Annotated in this window: 18 protein-coding genes; 17 read left to right on the top strand and 1 reads right to left on the bottom strand. The window is 41.2% G+C overall.

What is annotated here, in order from left to right:
• The first annotated feature begins 19 nt into the window (after positions 1 to 19).
• From ACIQXH_RS01000 to ACIQXH_RS00975, 6 genes are all read left to right on the top strand, one after another.
• On the top strand, positions 20 to 526 hold the full coding sequence (locus ACIQXH_RS01000) for a QcrA and Rieske domain-containing protein (RefSeq protein WP_402869149.1): 507 nt from the start codon (positions 20 to 22) through the stop codon (positions 524 to 526).
• Between the two features lie 3 nt (positions 527 to 529).
• Complete coding sequence (gene qcrB, locus ACIQXH_RS00995) at positions 530 to 1,204, top strand: menaquinol-cytochrome c reductase cytochrome b subunit (protein WP_034307974.1); 675 nt, start codon at positions 530 to 532, stop codon at positions 1,202 to 1,204.
• A gap of 54 nt (positions 1,205 to 1,258) precedes the next feature.
• A complete protein-coding gene (locus ACIQXH_RS00990) occupies positions 1,259 to 2,026 on the top strand; it encodes a menaquinol-cytochrome c reductase cytochrome b/c subunit (RefSeq protein WP_402869148.1) in 768 nt (255 codons plus the stop codon).
• Positions 2,027 to 2,181: 155 nt separating this feature from the next.
• Positions 2,182 to 2,778 (top strand): lipoprotein heptaprenylglyceryl N-acetyltransferase LhaT, encoded by a 597-nt coding sequence (gene lhaT / locus ACIQXH_RS00985; protein WP_402869146.1) that lies wholly within the window; start codon positions 2,182 to 2,184, stop codon positions 2,776 to 2,778.
• 114 nt (positions 2,779 to 2,892) lie between these two features.
• Positions 2,893 to 3,678, top strand: a complete 786-nt coding sequence (gene ypjB / locus ACIQXH_RS00980) for a sporulation protein YpjB (protein ID WP_402869144.1) — start codon at positions 2,893 to 2,895, stop codon at positions 3,676 to 3,678.
• A gap of 86 nt (positions 3,679 to 3,764) precedes the next feature.
• The gene (locus tag ACIQXH_RS00975; protein ID WP_402869142.1) at positions 3,765 to 4,439 is read left to right on the top strand and encodes a zinc metallopeptidase; all 675 of its coding nucleotides are present in this window, start codon (positions 3,765 to 3,767) and stop codon (positions 4,437 to 4,439) included.
• A gap of 93 nt (positions 4,440 to 4,532) precedes the next feature.
• Here the strand turns inward: ACIQXH_RS00975 and ACIQXH_RS00970 are convergent, their stop codons facing one another.
• Entirely contained in the window at positions 4,533 to 5,405 is an 873-nt protein-coding gene (locus ACIQXH_RS00970) for a YitT family protein (RefSeq protein WP_402869141.1), read from the bottom strand.
• A 170-nt stretch (positions 5,406 to 5,575) separates the two neighbouring features.
• Here ACIQXH_RS00970 and ACIQXH_RS00965 point away from each other — a divergent pair, with 170 nt between their 5' ends.
• The 11 genes from ACIQXH_RS00965 (at position 5,576) to dinG (ending at position 16,581) form a co-directional block, all read left to right on the top strand.
• On the top strand, positions 5,576 to 5,929 hold the full coding sequence (locus ACIQXH_RS00965; protein ID WP_402869874.1) for a nucleotide pyrophosphohydrolase: 354 nt from the start codon (positions 5,576 to 5,578) through the stop codon (positions 5,927 to 5,929).
• Complete coding sequence (dapB, locus tag ACIQXH_RS00960; RefSeq protein ID WP_402869139.1) at positions 5,922 to 6,722, top strand: 4-hydroxy-tetrahydrodipicolinate reductase; 801 nt, start codon at positions 5,922 to 5,924, stop codon at positions 6,720 to 6,722. The genes ACIQXH_RS00965 and dapB overlap by 8 nt, the downstream gene beginning before the upstream one ends.
• 18 nt (positions 6,723 to 6,740) lie before the next feature.
• Positions 6,741 to 7,166: a methylglyoxal synthase gene (locus tag ACIQXH_RS00955; protein WP_402869137.1), complete on the top strand. Its 426-nt coding sequence runs from the start codon at positions 6,741 to 6,743 to the stop codon at positions 7,164 to 7,166.
• Positions 7,150 to 7,863, top strand: coding sequence for a bacillithiol biosynthesis deacetylase BshB1 (gene bshB1, locus ACIQXH_RS00950; protein WP_402869135.1), 714 nt, complete (start codon positions 7,150 to 7,152; stop codon positions 7,861 to 7,863). The genes ACIQXH_RS00955 and bshB1 overlap by 17 nt, the downstream gene beginning before the upstream one ends.
• Before the next feature lie 4 nt (positions 7,864 to 7,867).
• A complete protein-coding gene (gene bshA, locus ACIQXH_RS00945) occupies positions 7,868 to 9,007 on the top strand; it encodes an N-acetyl-alpha-D-glucosaminyl L-malate synthase BshA (RefSeq protein ID WP_402956712.1) in 1,140 nt (379 codons plus the stop codon).
• A 16-nt stretch (positions 9,008 to 9,023) separates the two neighbouring features.
• On the top strand, positions 9,024 to 10,217 hold the full coding sequence (locus tag ACIQXH_RS00940) for a CCA tRNA nucleotidyltransferase (protein WP_402869132.1): 1,194 nt from the start codon (positions 9,024 to 9,026) through the stop codon (positions 10,215 to 10,217).
• A complete protein-coding gene (locus ACIQXH_RS00935) occupies positions 10,202 to 11,182 on the top strand; it encodes a biotin--[acetyl-CoA-carboxylase] ligase (protein WP_402869130.1) in 981 nt (326 codons plus the stop codon). The genes ACIQXH_RS00940 and ACIQXH_RS00935 overlap by 16 nt, the downstream gene beginning before the upstream one ends.
• A 359-nt stretch (positions 11,183 to 11,541) precedes the next feature.
• Positions 11,542 to 12,372 carry a 3-methyl-2-oxobutanoate hydroxymethyltransferase gene (panB, locus tag ACIQXH_RS00930; RefSeq protein WP_402869873.1) on the top strand — a complete coding sequence of 277 codons (831 nt, stop codon included), beginning with the start codon at positions 11,542 to 11,544 and terminating at the stop codon, positions 12,370 to 12,372.
• A complete protein-coding gene (gene panC / locus ACIQXH_RS00925; protein WP_402869128.1) occupies positions 12,369 to 13,214 on the top strand; it encodes a pantoate--beta-alanine ligase in 846 nt (281 codons plus the stop codon). Before panB ends, panC begins: the two co-directional genes overlap by 4 nt.
• Before the next feature lie 22 nt (positions 13,215 to 13,236).
• A complete protein-coding gene (gene panD, locus ACIQXH_RS00920) occupies positions 13,237 to 13,620 on the top strand; it encodes an aspartate 1-decarboxylase (protein ID WP_402869126.1) in 384 nt (127 codons plus the stop codon).
• A gap of 180 nt (positions 13,621 to 13,800) precedes the next feature.
• Positions 13,801 to 16,581: an ATP-dependent DNA helicase DinG gene (dinG, locus tag ACIQXH_RS00915; protein WP_403121849.1), complete on the top strand. Its 2,781-nt coding sequence runs from the start codon at positions 13,801 to 13,803 to the stop codon at positions 16,579 to 16,581.
• Positions 16,582 to 16,734 lie beyond the last annotated feature (153 nt).

Here is a 16,734-nt window from a genome sequence, read left to right as displayed (position 1 = left end):
ATAGAGGGGGGGAAAACGCATGAGCAAACATAATGTTTCACGACGTCAATTCCTTAATTACACACTTACTGGCGTTGGTGGATTTATGGCGGCCGGTATGTTGATGCCTATGGTTAGGTTTGCAATTGATCCAGTACTATCAGCTGATAAAGGCGGGGATTACATTGCAACTAAGCAGAAGGTAAGCGAACTGACTACAGAACCAGTCCGAGTTGATTTTAGCTTTAAGCAGGTCGACGGGTGGTATGAGTCTGAAGAAACAAACACAGCTTGGGTTTATAAAACGGATGATGGGAAGTTAGTTGCACTATCTCCAATTTGTAAGCATTTAGGTTGTACGGTAGCGTGGAATACGGATAAATCTAATCCAAACCAGTTCTTCTGTCCTTGTCATTATGGCAGGTACACGAAAGATGGCATGAACGTGAAAGGGACACCACCGATTTCACCTTTGGATGTCTTTGACACGAAAGAAAAAGACGGAATTCTTTATTTAGGTCAACTAAAACCGCACGGGGAGGCGTAAACATTGCTAACAAAGTTATATGACTGGGTGGACGAGCGTTTAGACATTACGCCGTTATGGCGGGATATTGCTGACCATGAGGTTCCGGAACATGTTAACCCTGCGCATCATTTTTCTGCATTCGTATATTGTTTTGGTGGGTTAACTTTCTTTATCACGGTCATTCAAATTTTGTCAGGTATGTTCTTGACGATGTATTATGTACCCGATATCAAGAATGCTTGGGAATCGGTTTATTATTTACAAAACGAAGTGGCCTTCGGTCAAATTGTCCGTGGCATGCATCACTGGGGAGCAAGTCTAGTTATCGTTATGATGTTCTTACATACTCTTCGTGTCTTCTTCCAGGGAGCTTACAAAAAACCGCGCGAATTGAACTGGATGGTTGGCGTATTAATCTTCTTTATTATGCTGGCATTGGGTTTAACAGGATACTTATTACCATGGGATATGAAAGCGCTATTTGCAACAAAAGTTACACTTACCATTGTCGAATCGGTACCTTTAATGGGACCTGCACTTAAGACATTGATAGCAGGAGACCCAACAATCGTTGGTGCACAGACATTGACTCGATTCTTCGCGATTCATGTATTCTTCCTTCCTGCGGCATTATTTGCATTATTGGCGGCTCATTTCTTAATGATTCGTAAGCAAGGTATTTCAGGTCCACTATAAAAGAATATGGAACAAGAATCATAAAAACCTTTTCATAAAGGAGGGGATCATTCAATGCATCGTGGGAAAGGTATGAAATTCGTAGGCGACTCGCGTATTTCTGCGAACCGTAAACCGAATATTCCGAAAGATTATTCTGAATATCCTGGGAAAACTGAAGCATTTTGGCCGAATTTCCTTTTAAAGGAATGGATGGTCGGAGCAGTATTTTTAGTTGGCTATTTATGCTTGACAGTTGCACATCCGTCCCCATTGGAAAGGATAGCCGATCCGACAGATACAGCGTACATTCCGCTGCCTGACTGGTATTTTCTATTCCTTTACCAATTACTTAAGTATACCTATGCTTCAGGTCCGTACAATGCAATTGGAGCCATGGTTATACCAGGTTTAGCTTTTGGAGCATTGCTTCTGGCACCGTTTTTAGATCGCGGTCCTGAGCGTAGTCCAGCTAAACGCCCATTTGCTGTAGGGTTTATGTTATTAGCTATTGCTGGAGTGTTTTATTTAACATGGGAATCGGCGGCCCATCACGATTGGGAAGCTTCTAAAAAGCAAGGGGCCATCGTAGAAGGTGCTGACATCGATAAAGATAGCGATGGTTATAAGCTTATGGATTCAAGCGGATGTATAAGCTGTCATGGAGCAGAATTGACAGGTGGGGCAGGAGCACCTAGCTTGATTGACACCGGTTTAACTCCAGAAGAAGTTTCTAAAATTGCTGTCAAAGGTCAAGGGGCGATGCCAGCTGGTATGTTCAAAGGTTCTGATGAAGAATTGAAGACATTAGCTGAATTCGTTTCTGGTTTATCAGCAAAATAAATGAATTCAGGTAGCATTATTTCGCTACTGTTGAATAAAATGGCTGACAACTCCGTTGTCAGTCATTTTTATTGAATGGCAATTTAAAAGAAAAACTTGGATTTGGAGGATAGAATCTGTAATATGAATATATAGAGAATGCGAGGGAAAAGTGGATGAATGTGATTTATAGTTGGTTTGCGCATCGGCAAGTACTTGTTTTATTGTTAATAGTGAATGTATTCGGAACGGCATATGGATATTATTGGTATGGTTATCAATTAGCTGAAACACCTGCTATCTTTTTACCATTTGTACCTGATAGCCCAACGGCTTCTTTGTTTTTTTCACTTGTATTAGTAGGATTTCTACTCAAGAAAAACTTTGGTTTCATGGAAGCCTTGGCAATCATGACTTTATTCAAATATGGTATTTGGGCCGTTGTGATGAACGTACTTACTTTATTGACGACCGGTACATTGCCAATAGAAGGCTATATGTTAATGGCATCCCATTTAGGGATGGCAATTCAGGGGATATTATACGCACCATTTTACAGAATAAAACCTTGGCATTTAATTGTGGCCGGAATCTGGACCATACATAATGATATAATCGATTACGTTTTTAAGATGATGCCCAGCTATCGTGATTTATTTGAGTATATGGATATGATCGGTTATTTCACGTTTTGGCTCAGTATATTGTCCATTTTCGTTGCTTGGTATTTCGGATACAGAAAAGGGAGATTTACGCTTTCTTTCATAAAGTAAAAATGACCTTGTTCATAATTAAATGGGCAAGGTTATTTTTTTATCATGAACATGGTCTACTCATGTTTTTTTGCTCATATCGTTTTAGTAGAGATATGAGGAGGGACGAGTATCATGTTGAAAAAATTCATCTTAACCACTGCCCTTTTATTTTCCGTCTTGAATTTCCCTGTTTATGCACAATCCTCTTCAAATTTGGAGAAGTTGGACAACATTTCGGATAAAGCTCTCGAAATGGCCAAGTTGAAGCGATATGATGATTCAGAAAAGATGCTGACATTTTTTTCTGATCAGTTTATAAAAAAGACTGCAATAGAGCAAATTCTTGATATGGACGAACTTCGAATCATTACCGTTGCTCATAATGAAGCATTGATGACGATAAAGGATAGTAGTAAGGGAGATTCCGAAAAGATTAATTCCGTCACTAAGTTTAGACTTGTAATGGATGCAGTTAAGTCTACGCATCAACCCCTCTGGACTGAAATGGAAGATCAAATGATGAATTCTTTTAGACAAACGAAAGACGCGGCAACCAATCAAGATGCCATCACTTTTAATGATCAATTGAACTTATTCCTCTCGCAATATGAAATGATTTATCCCAGTTTAAAAGTGGACCTTTCCAGGGAAACAATTCAACAGTTGGATACCCGAATTCAGTATATGGATCAATATCGTCCTGAAGTGATTAGGAAAGGTGGAAATCAAAAAGAAATGGAAGACCTGCAGGATGAATTGACGGCTGTCTTTGAGGAAATGGGAGAAGACGATTCAGACCCCTCCTTATGGTGGGTGATCATTTCAACGGGCAGTATAATAATTATGACGCTATCCTATGTAGGTTGGAGAAAATATAAGGGAGATCGTGAAAAGCCAACCAAGGAACGTAATGATTGAAAGGCGCTACCCTGAAGAACACTATATTTGACATGACCGTCCCGTATCCATAGAATAAAAGTAATTATAGTTCTTAGGAGGAAACCATGTATTTCATTTATTTGGCGATTATCATCTTAATCCCGATTTACGCACAAATGAAAGTGAAGAGTGCGTATAAAAAGTACTCTCAAGTGCCTGCTTCATCAGGTATGAATGGTGCAGAGACTGCTAGGGCCATTCTCGACCAAAATGGTCTCTACAATGTAAGAGTCGAAGAAACACCAGGCATGCTATCCGATCATTACGATCCAAGAGATAAGACAGTACGCTTATCCACAGATAACTATCATGGACATTCAGTTGCTGGTGTAGCTGTTGCAGCCCATGAAGTTGGACATGCGATACAAGATAAGGAAGCTTATGCATTCTTGCGGATTCGTCATGCGTTAGTCCCAGTCGCAAACTTTGGTTCGAATATTTCCTGGATTTTAATTTTAGTCGGTATGTTTGCGAACATACCAGATTTATTATTAGCGGGTATCGTATTCATGGCTGCAGCTGTATTATTTCAGGTAGTCACTCTGCCAGTTGAGTTTAATGCTTCCTCACGGGCAATGGATCAACTTGTTTCCGTTGGAGTCATCCGAAATGATGAAGAGAGAGAAACGAAAAAAGTGTTAAGTGCTGCCGCGATGACCTATGTAGCTGCTGCTCTTGTAGCTGTACTCGAATTAGTTCGCCTTCTGCTTATGTACACAGGTATGAGGGAAGAAGATTAAGAAAAGGCATGATTTCATTTTGAAATCATGCCTTTTTCAATCTCTACATTCACGTACGAACTACAGGGATATTTCAAGGATCATCCGAAAGCGTTATCGTATTATTGGATTTTTGTTTTCATCTAACGTAAAACCTTCTCCTAGAACGTCATGTACTTCACTGACAGACACAAAAGCATGGGGGTCGACTGACGTTATAGCACTTTTTAATCGGACAAGTTCATTTTTGGCAACGACACAATATAGAATTTCACGATTGTTTTTTGTGAATGAACCATAGCCTTTCAAGACGGTTACCCCCCGATCCATGTCATGCATGATCCTTTCAGCAATTTCTTCATTTTTCTCACTGATAATCATGGCTCCTCTTGCAGCGTAGGCACCTTCTTGCATAAAGTCGATGACGCGCGCCCCTATGAATACGGCTACGAGGGTATACATCGCTTCTCGATAATCCAAATAAGTTAAAATGGAAAGACCAATGACGACCGCATCGAATATAAACATGGTACGCCCCATCCCCATCCCTAAATAACGATGAGCAAATTGGGCAATAATATCAACTCCGCCCGTCGTTCCGCCATACCGGAATATGATGCCCAGGCCAACACCGACAAAGACCCCTGCAAACAAGGCAACCAGCATTAAATCTTGGCCAAGATTTATTTCAAACTGATACCTTTCAAAAATCCAAAGCCAAGCCGATAAACCGACAGTGCCAACGATTGTATAAAAAAAAGAAGTTCGGCCCAAGTATTTCCAACCAACGAAGAAAAGGGGAATATTTAATATCAAATTGGAATATGACGGATTTAAACCAATGAGTTGATATATAATCAAGGTAAGACCAGTGAATCCGCCTTCTGCCAAGTTATTTTGCATATTGAAATGGACAAGGCCGAATGCAAAAATTCCAGCTCCAATTAGGATGAACAGGATGTTTTTCACTTTTAAACCGTTTAGCATGTCTAGAGACCCCCAAAACGTATGTATTCAAGTAATTTACTTATTATAACCAATTAACCATTTGTGAGCAATTAATTACGGTGGGCGTATCGGTTGTCATCTCTTGCACTTTTAGCTAACATGGAGTAGAAATAAATATTTGTAATCGAATATCAAGAATGGGTGACAAAATGGAACAGAAAACGATTCAACAAATGCAAGCTGAGGTCGATCAATACATAGGACAATTTAAAGAAGGATATTTTAGCCCATTGGCCATGCTTGCACGCATGTCAGAGGAGCTCGGGGAACTTGCAAGAGAAGTCAATCATTACTATGGCGAAAAACCTAAAAAATTGACTGAAAAAGAAAATACAGTTGAAGAGGAATTGGGGGATATGTTGTTCGTGATGATCTGTTTTGCTAATTCCCTTGGCATTGATCTACAAAAATCGCATGATATGGTCATGCATAAATTTACAACCCGGGATAAAGACAGATGGACAAAAAAAGATGAGAACCTAGGGGGAATGAAGGATGAGTGAAGTGAGAGTGATTGTTGCGGGGCCGCGTGGCAGAATGGGAAATGAAGCGGTGAAATTGGTACATCGCACAGATGGATTTCAATTAGCCGCTGTTATAGATCGTAAGTTTAATGGAGAGAACTTATCTACTATCGAGGGGTTCAATGGCATTGAGGCACCAGTGTATTCAGATATTAATGAATGCTTTTCCAAGGTGGAAGCAGATGTATTGATTGATTTAACAACACCGGAAGTTGGGATGTACCATACAGAAACAGCCTTGAACCATGGTATTCGCCCTGTTGTAGGTACGACAGGTTTTTCTAAATCGGATTTAGAGAAACTGGATTCTTTGACTAAGGAAAAAGGCATTGGTTGTATCATCGCACCCAATTTTGCGATTGGCGCAATCTTGATGATGAAGTTTTCACAAATGGCAGCCAAATACTTTCCGGATGTTGAAATTATTGAAATGCATCATGATCAAAAATTGGATGCACCTTCCGGAACTGCCTCAAAAACGGCAGATATGATAGCGGCAGTCCGCGAAACAAAAGAACAAGGGCATCCAAACGAGAAAGAGACGATTCAAGGGGCTCGAGGAGCCAAGATCGATGGCATGCATATCCACAGTGTACGCCTTCCAGGACTTGTTGCCCATCAACAGGTACTATTCGGGAGCGATGGGGAACTCTTGACGGTACGCCATGATTCATTTAACCGTGCATCATTCATGACAGGAGTAAAGCTTGCTGTGGAAACAGTCATGAAACTCGATGTACTTGTTTATGGCTTGGAAAATATTATCGAGTAGGGATTAAGGAGGCGTATGATGAAGATTGCTTTAATTGCTCATGATAAGAAAAAGGAAGATATCATTCAATTCGTAATGGCCTATAAAGATGTGTTTCAACAACATGAACTATTTGCGACTGGTACAACGGGGCAAAGGATTATAGATGAAGTATCTTTGCCAATCCATCGTTTCCATTCTGGACCACTTGGAGGAGACCAAGAAATCGGGGCGATGATAGCTAGAGGGGAAATGGATATGGTGCTATTCTTTCGTGATCCTTTAACTTCCCAACCCCATGAACCGGATGTATCAGCACTTATCCGCCTATCTGATGTCTATGAAATCCCGCTGGCAACGAATATGGGAACAGCGGAGGTCCTTATTCAAGGACTTAAACATGGATATATGGACTGGCTCAAACTTAGAGAAAAACAAGGTGAGATAAATGACAAACAAAAATAATATAGATATCCTGGCATTCGGGGCCCACGCAGACGATGTAGAAATCGGGATGGGGGGCACGATAGCTAAATATGCACAGCAAGGTAAAAAAATTGTTATTTGTGATTTGACCAAGGCTGAAATGTCATCCAATGGGACTGTCCCATTAAGGATTAAGGAAGCATCAAAGGCGGCGGAAATCCTCGGGGTCGATAGAATCTCCCTAGACCTTCCTGACCGTGGGCTTTATATGAAAGAAGAATACATACAGAAAGTAATAGCGGTCATCCGTCAGTATAAGCCCAAACTTGTCTTTGCACCTTTTCTAGAAGATCGCCATCCTGACCATGGAAACTGTGCAAAGTTAGTTGAAGAAGCAGTTTTTTCTGCTGGTGTGAGAAAATATATGGAGAATGCTGGATTGGAAGCCCACCGTGTCAAAAATATGTATTATTACATGATAAATGGTTTTCATAAGCCTGATTTTGTCATTGACATTTCCTCTACGATATCAAAGAAACTTGACAGTCTTAGAGCTTACGAAAGTCAGTTTGAACAGAAGGATACCACAGTGGATACTCCGCTTGTTAACGGTTATATCGAAACAGTCGAAGCACGTGAGCGGATGTTCGGTAAAGAAGTCGGTGTCGATTATGCGGAAGGGTTCATGTCAAAAAAACCATTTTTGGTCGAAAACGATTTGTTAGGGGAAAATTAATCATATGAAATTAAAAATCGGAATTACCTGCTACCCGACTGTAGGTGGGTCAGGTGTCGTGGCTACCGAGTTGGGCAAAATGTTTGCGGAAAAGGGGCATGAGATTCATTTTATTTCTTCAAGTCTCCCGTTTCGGTTAAATAAGATGTACCATAATATTTATTATCATCAAGTGGAAGTGAATTCGTATTCCGTTTTTCAATATCCTCCTTATGATTTGGCACTTGCAAGCAAGATAGCCGAGGTTGTTAAACGGGAAGAACTTGATATTTTACATGTTCATTATGCGATACCTCACGCGGTTTGTGCAATTCTGGCTAAGCAGATGTCAGGTAATAAAGTGAAAATTGTCACAACGCTTCATGGAACGGACATCACGGTATTGGGTCATGACCCATCATTATCTAATTTAATCAAATTCGGTATAGAAAATTCGGATGTCGTCACAGGCGTCTCTCATTCACTCGTCAAGCAAACACATGAGTTGATTGCTCCGGATAAGGAAATTCAAACCATTTATAACTTTATTGATGAACGCGATTATCATAAAACCGACTCAGGATATTTACGGGACGAATACGGGTTTGAGAAGAATGAAAAAGTCATCATCCACGTTTCTAATTTCCGGACAGTTAAACGAGTACAAGATGTGGTCCGTGCCTTCTATTTAACGCAAAAAAAGGTGCCAGCCAAGCTTTTACTTGTCGGGGATGGACCTGAAGTGACTACTGTATTGAAGTTGGCGGAAGATCTGGGCATCAGCGATAAGGTTCTATTCTTGGGCAAGCAGGATAACCTGGCAGAATTATATTCAATCAGTGATTTAATTTTATTGTTGTCCCAAAAAGAAAGCTTTGGGCTTGTACTGTTAGAAGCGATGGCCTGTGGAGTTCCTTGCATCGGAACGAATGTCGGCGGGATACCTGAAGTCATTGTTGACGGAGAAACGGGTTACATATGTGAATTAGGAGACGTCGAAATGATCTCTCAAAAAGCGATCAAACTATTAAGTGATCCCACCTTACATGAACAGTTCTCAAAAGCTGCTTTGGATCGTGCCAATACTGAGTTCCACTCAGATACGATCATGAAAGAATATGAAGAAATCTATATGCAGGTGCTTGGGACCAATTCATTGGAGTAGTGAGGAGGAGACATAGTTGGATCGGTTATTTATAGAAGCGGTACCCATTCTTGAAAGAATTGAAGAAGCGGGGTTCGAAGCTTATTTTGTTGGTGGATCGGTCAGGGACTATATACTCGGCAGGCCCATTAATGACGTGGATATCGCAACCTCCGCTACACCTTTGGAAGTTAAAGGGATATTCCCAAAAACGGCGGATGTGGGAATCGAACATGGAACTGTATTAGTGATACTGGAGTCAGGGACATATGAAATTACTACTTTTCGAACAGAGAGTGGATACACGGATTATCGTAGGCCTGATTCAGTAAAATTCGTCCGTTCTTTGACTGAGGATCTACAAAGAAGAGATTTTACGATAAATGCAATCGCTATGGACAAATCCGGGGTCATCTTCGACCCATACAAGGGCCAACTTGACCTTTTTCAAAAAAAGATAACGACTGTTGGTAACCCACATGATCGTTTTGCTGAAGATGGTCTTAGGATGATGAGAGCATTGAGGTTCGTCAGTCAGCTGAATTTTCAACTTGATGAAGAAACATTCCAATCCTTAAAGGAGAACGGGCCTATTTTACGGGAGATTGCCGTTGAAAGAATTCTTGTAGAATTTGAAAAGCTATTAGCCGGCGACAATCGGATAAAGGCACTAAGTCTTTTACTGGATAGTGGATTATATCAGTTTCTTCCCCAATTTGCTGGTCAAAAGGAAAAGTTGGAAAAGGTATTGCTTCTTCCCCTTCATCAATTGACAGTGCCTGAGTTATGGGCGGTCGTCCTCATCCAGGCAGATATGGAGGATATTGAGGAAGTATTGAGAGCATGGAAGCTTCCTTTAAAATCAATCAGGAATGTCCAACGTATTATACAATTGGTCGAAAAGGAACCTGGATTTGAAGATTCCACTTTTGATGTATTCCAGGCAGGTCATATCGAAGCGGTTCAGGCAGCCAAAGTTAAGGCAATTCTCGAAGGCAGAAACGTATTAGAAGCGGAAAAGTCCATGTCTATCAAGTACGAAAATCTTCTTCTAAAGAGTATGTCAGATCTTGATGTAACTGGAGAGGACTTATTGTCATGGCATATAGAAAAACCGGGTCCTTGGGTTAGAAAATACTTGGAACTGATTTTGGCAGCTGTATTGAATTCGGAAATAACAAATGAAAAAGCTGAAATTAAGGAGTGGCTTATAACATGCAATCTGATTTAAGGACTAAACTGATGCAAGCCCTCTCTAAAGCGAATGGAACATTTATTTCAGGACAGGAAATCGCTGAGTATATTGGCTGTTCCCGTACGGCCGTTTGGAAGCATATAGAGGATTTGCGCGGTGAAGGATATATGGTTGAAGCAGTCCGGAAGAAAGGGTACCGCATTGTATCGGCTCCAGAAAAAGTATCGGAAAGTGAAATTCAATTCGGGCTGGAGACGAAAGTCCTTGGAAAGATGATCCATTATCAGGAATCCGTTGAATCCACACAAAAAATTGCCCACCAGCTGGCTAACGAAGGGGCGGAGGAAGGCACCCTTGTGATTGCCGAGGAACAAGTTTCAGGAAAAGGGAGGCTCATGAGATCTTGGCATTCTCCAAAATTCAGCGGGATTTGGATGAGTCTGATCTTACGTCCGAAAATCCCGCTCCATCAGGCGCCGCAGTTAACCTTGTTGGCTGCAGTTGCTGTAGCACAGGCAATCGAGGATGTTACAGAACTTCAACCTCAAATCAAATGGCCAAATGACCTACTTATTAATCGTAGAAAAGTTACGGGGATCTTAACGGAAATGCAGGCTGAGTCGGATAGAATACATTCCGTCATCATCGGGATCGGAATGAATATCAACCAACAAAAAGAAGACTTTCCAGAGGACCTTCAGGAGAAAGCTTCTTCTCTTTCCATTGAAAGTGGAGTGAAGATTTCAAGGGCCAAGGTCATTCAACGAGTCCTGCTTCGTCTAGAAGATCTGTATACACTCTATTTACAAGAAGGTTTCATGCCAATTAAGCTCCTTTGGGAGAGTTATGCAATCAGTTTAGGACAAATTCTTAAAGCAAGTACCGTTAATGATACAATTGTCGGCAAGGCACTTGGAATCACGGACGCTGGCGTTCTACTTCTCGAAGATAATCAAGGGACCATCCATTCGATTTATTCTGCAGATATAGAAATTCAGTAGATTTTTGTAGAATTCAAGAAAAATAAATAGAATAATCGAATGTGGCTTGATATAATTCAAGTGGGCAGTATCGTGAAAGAACTGCACCCCAATAACACAAAAATATTTGAAAATCTGCCTTGATCCAAATGATTGGACGGGGACGGAGGGATGAAACTTCTAAAGATACCAAAGAGATCGACTAAAGGAAAGTACTTTGAACGTTGATGATAAAGGCCATTTGTTTGGCCATTTTTATCATCACGAACTAGGGACTCTATTTAGTCGGTCTTTTTTGTGCAGCGAATGTTTAGACACCAGTTTTTTAAAACACTGATGTTTTCATCTCCTCTAATAAAGGAGGAAACGTAATGAAGTTGATGTCCGGTGATTTTTTGAAAATGAAACAAAAAGGTGAAAAAATTGTCATGCTGACCGCCTATGATTATCCATCGGCAAAGTTAGCCGAGCAATCAGGGGTTGATATGATTTTGGTTGGGGATTCGTTAGGAATGGTGGTTCTAGGTTACGACTCCACCATTCCTGTGACTGTTGAAGACATGATTCACCATACAAAAGCGGTGAAACGAGGGGCTCCTGATACATTTGTCGTAACGGATATGCCTTTCATGAGCTATCATCTATCTTTGGATGAAACGCTCAAGAATGCAGCTCGCATTATGCAGGAAGGCCATGCCGATGCTGTGAAGGTTGAAGGGGCGGACGATGTGGTCGAAAAGATTTCGGCTTTGACGAAGGCGGGAATTCCGGTAGTCGCACACCTTGGATTGACACCCCAATCTGTAGGCGTGCTCGGAGGATATAAGGTTCAAGGAAAAGATGCCGAAGCTGCCCAAAAGCTAATGGAAGATGCAAGGAAATGCGAAGCGGCTGGGGCTCTGGCCATTGTTTTTGAGTGTGTACCTTATCAAGTGGGTGAGCTTATTACTAAAGACCTTACAATCCCGACGATTGGAATTGGAGCAGGAGCCGAAACGGATGGGCAAGTCCTGGTTTTCCATGATCTCATTACGTATGGGGTTGAACGGGTTGCAAAATTTGTCAAGGTATATGGAAATGCCAATGAATTAATTGGAAATTCAATTGAAAGTTATGTGAAAGAAGTAAAATTAAGCGATTTTCCGACGAGAGATTATTCATTTACGATGAAGGAAGAACAACTTCATGCGCTTTACGGAGGGGAAAAATGAAAACTTTTACATCAGCAATAGAATTGCAGAAAGTACTCCGTCATGACAGAACCAATAAAAAAAGTGTAGGCTATGTTGCAACGATGGGGTACTTACATGAAGGGCATGCCTCCCTTATAGAAAATGCCCGTAGAGAGAATGATATCGTAGTTTTAAGTATTTTCGTCAACCCGTTGCAGTTTGGACCCAATGAGGATTTTGCGTCTTATCCCCGTGATTTGGACCGGGATGAAAATCTGGCAGTCAATGCGGGCGTCGATTATCTTTTCTATCCGACCGTGGATGAAATGTATGGTGAAAATCCATCAGTCAAAGTCGTTGTTCAAAACCGCACCGATTGTTTATGTGGTAGAAAGCGACCCGGCCATTTTGATGGCGTAGCAACTGTCGTGACGAAGTTTTTTAATATCATCCTCCCTGATAGGGCGTATTTCGGGATGAAGGATGCCCAGCAGGTCGCAATAATCGACGGGTTGATACAGGACCTCAATTTCCCCATTGAGCTAGTGGCCGTTGATATAGTACGTGAGGAAGATGGTTTGGCAAGGAGCTCACGGAATGTCTTCCTGCTTGAGGATGAGCGTCATGAAGCAAAAGAACTGTACCAAAGTTTATTGAAGGCGAAAGATGCTATTATTTCTGGGGAAAGAAACCCTCAAAAGGTGATAGCTCTCGTCGAGGAGCATATCAAAGCCCGGACAAAAGGCAAAATTGACTATGTTGAAATTTATCAATATCCGGAACTGAAGCTACTTGATGTCCTGAATGGAAATATTATCATTGCTGTGGCCGTTAAGTTCAGACATGCAAGACTCATTGATAATATTATAGTAACGCTATAAAACGATAGTAGGGGGAACGATCATGTTTCGGACAATGATGAATGGGAAAATCCATCGGGCAAGGGTGACTGAAGCCAATTTGAATTATGTGGGAAGCATCACGATAGATGAAGATATTATTGATGCAGTGGGCATCGTGCCCAATGAGAAAGTGGCGATTGTCAACAATAATAATGGTGCTCGACTGGAAACATATGTGATAGCGGGAGAACGTGGAAGTGGGGTTGTCTGCTTAAATGGAGCAGCAGCAAGATTAGTCCAGCCTGATGATATTGTCATTATCATTTCTTATGTGATGGTGGCTGAAGAAAGGGTGAGTGATCACCAACCTAAAGTGGCAATCATGAATGAAAGGAACCAAATCATTGAATTGATTTCACACGAACCTGCAGCGACAATCTTGTAAGCAAAGAGGGCGGCTCAACATCTATATGTTGAGCAGGCCCCTTTTTTATGCAACCAGACTCCTGAACCTATGTCCATCTGGCAATCGGAGTGTTTCCTTTATTCTGTGTAGTATGGTATAAAAAAGGTATAAAGAATTCCATCAGCTAGTGGAGAAAGTGAAGTTTGAGGTGTACAATTCATGACACAACGATATGTAGTGGTTGACTTAGAAACAACAGGGAATTCACCCAAAAAAGGGGATAGGATCATTCAGTTTGCTGGTGTGGTCATTGAAAATGATCAGATTGTTGATACCTATTCAACATTCATCCATCCTGGGCAGGAAATATCCCTTTTCATTGAAGAATTGACCGGGATAAGTAATGAGACCGTAAAGGATGCGCCAGATTTTGAAGATGTCGCGGAAAAAATTGCCCATCTTATAGAAGGGGCTTGCTTTGTCGCCCATAATGTATTATTTGATTTATCTTTTCTACAGGAAGAATTGGTAAGGTGCGGATTTGAGCCCTTTTATGGTTCTACGCTTGATACGGTAGAATTGGCGAAAATCATGAAACCGACTTCCGATGGATATAAATTGCATCAGCTGGCCAAAGAGGAAAATTTAGACCATTCGAGGCCACATCAAGCGGATAGCGATGCATATGCTACCGCTTTATTATTGTTAGAATTGAAAAAAAGGCTGTTGGACCTACCATTGATGACACTTAAGCAATTATACCGGCTATCTTTTTCCTTACAGAGCGAGGTTTCCGAATTAATAGATGCTTGCATTGCGAGCAAACTTACAAAAGCTGAGGTCCGTTTACCAGGTATTACGACATTTAGAGGACTGGCATTTAAAAAAGTAACCGATGATAGTGAGCATATTGAACAAGAAACAGAATTCCCACTCGATGACGAGGGGAAAATAGCCATGCTTCAAAATGCATACCCCGCTTTTGAAGCAAGAGATGGACAGCTTAGCATGATGAACTTAATTCATGATTCCTTCGAATCCCGACAGCATGCGATAATTGAAGCTGGCACGGGAATTGGAAAATCATTGGGTTATTTACTGCCGGCCGTTTATTTTGCCAAGAAACATCATGAACCTGTCGTCATTTCGACATATACTCTTCAGTTGCAGGATCAGCTCCTTCAAAATGAAGTACCTAAACTGAAGAAGATCCTTCCTTTTTCCTTTCAAGCCGTTTTGCTAAAAGGAAGAAGCAATTACCTGAGCCTGGCAAAGTTTGAGCGGGCATTGCGAGAAAAAGAAGATAATTATGAAACTGCTTTAACGAAAATGCAGATATTGGTCTGGTTGACGGAAACGGCAACAGGGGATAAAGATGAATTGAATCTTACTAGTGGTGGACAATTGTTTTGGAACAGGCTTCAAAGTGATGGTCTTACATATGTAGGTTTGAAAAAACCCTGGATTGAACTGGACTTCTTTGAAAGGGCCAAGAAAACAGCCGCAAAAGCAGATATTATCATTACAAACCATTCCTTTTTAATGAGTGACCTCCTTACAGAAGACGCCCTTATTCCCAAAGAAGGGTATTTAGTCTTGGATGAGGCCCATCACTTGGAACAGGCGGCTTCCACACAACTTGGTAGGAGGCTCCATTATATTTCAGTAAAGACCATGCTAAACAGGTTAGGGACCTTCGATCAAAAGCAGTTATTTTATAGACTTGAAAAATTGCTTTCGAACAATGGATGGTCGGATGGCAGTCCAACCTATACATTTGATCAAAAGCTAAGTGACTTTTCATATGAATTCGATCAACTTTTTTATTTCTTGTCCAATCAAGCGGAAAAACTCTCACGGTCTATAGGTCCGAAGCGAATTGCCTTTAAAATAGAAGATCCTTCCTGGAAACAGGCGATACTTATAGCGGAACGGTTAGTGGATCTATCAGGTTCAATGATCATGGAACTTGAGAGGCGATTGCATCGTTTAATGGATAATGAATCATCTTTAGGGAAAAATGCCTTGTTTTACCTGAATGATATCGAAGTGTTGCTTGGACATCTTCAGGATACAAGAGATTCCTTACATGAATGTTTCATTAAGCCTCATGAAGAAAATATTTATTGGCTTGATTATACAAAAGCGGCGCCACAGCACGGTGTTACGTTGACGGTTCAACCGATATCAGGAAGCAAATGGTTGTGGGAATCTTATTTTGGACGTCAGAAGAGTGTAATCATGACATCTGCTACGTTAGCCGTGAAACATTCCTTCCAGTATTTCAAGGCACAGCTTGGTTTGGAAAAAGAATGGGTACAGACAGCCATCTACCCTTCACCATTCCCTTATAAGGACTTGGTAAAGGTGTTGGTGCCGAATGATATCCCCGATATAAACTGTTTAACAGTGGAAGAGTTTTCCGAGAACGCAGCTAACCATATAATTGTAGCTGCCCAGGCTGCCAAGGGCAGGATGATGGTTTTATTTACTTCACATGAGATGTTGCGTGCCACATATTATGCCATAAAAGATTCCGAGGTCTTGGATGATTTCACTTTGTTTGCACAGGGGATTTCTGGTGGAAGCAGGATGAGGTTGTTAAGGAATTTCCAAAATTTCGAGAAAGCAGTGCTCTTCGGGACGACGAGTCTATGGGAAGGTGTCGATATACCAGGAGAAGATCTATCATGTCTGGTCATTGTCAGGCTTCCTTTTTCACCTCCCGATGAGCCGGTTACGGCTGCAAAATGTCAGCTACTCGAAAAACAGGGGAAGAACGCCTTTTCGGCATATTCCTTACCTGAAGCACTGTTAAGGTTCCGTCAGGGATTCGGTAGGTTAATCCGTACGCCAGAAGATCGGGGTTTGCTGATCGTATTGGATCGACGTGTTATCACGGCTAAATATGGGCATGAGTTTAAAAAATCGATTCCCCCTATCGATTGGAAAAATGTCTCCATTAGAGAAATGGCGGATTTGATAGAAGAGTGGATTTAATGACTCTTCTATTCTTTTCCTATTATAGGTGGAATTTTGCGAAATAATGAAGAAAAATAACCTATGAACTGGTATAATGTGAAAGGTAGTTATGCCTTCAAATTCCATACATACCAGTGGTTGTTGACAATTTTTAGTTAAAATGGAGGAGCA

Origin of the sequence: Peribacillus sp. NPDC097225 (assembly GCF_044761955.1) — a bacterium.
GTDB lineage: Bacteria > Bacillota > Bacilli > Bacillales > DSM-1321 > Peribacillus.
The sequence above is the reverse complement of the archived record's forward strand: the minus strand, read 5'-3'. Positions and strand labels throughout refer to the sequence as shown.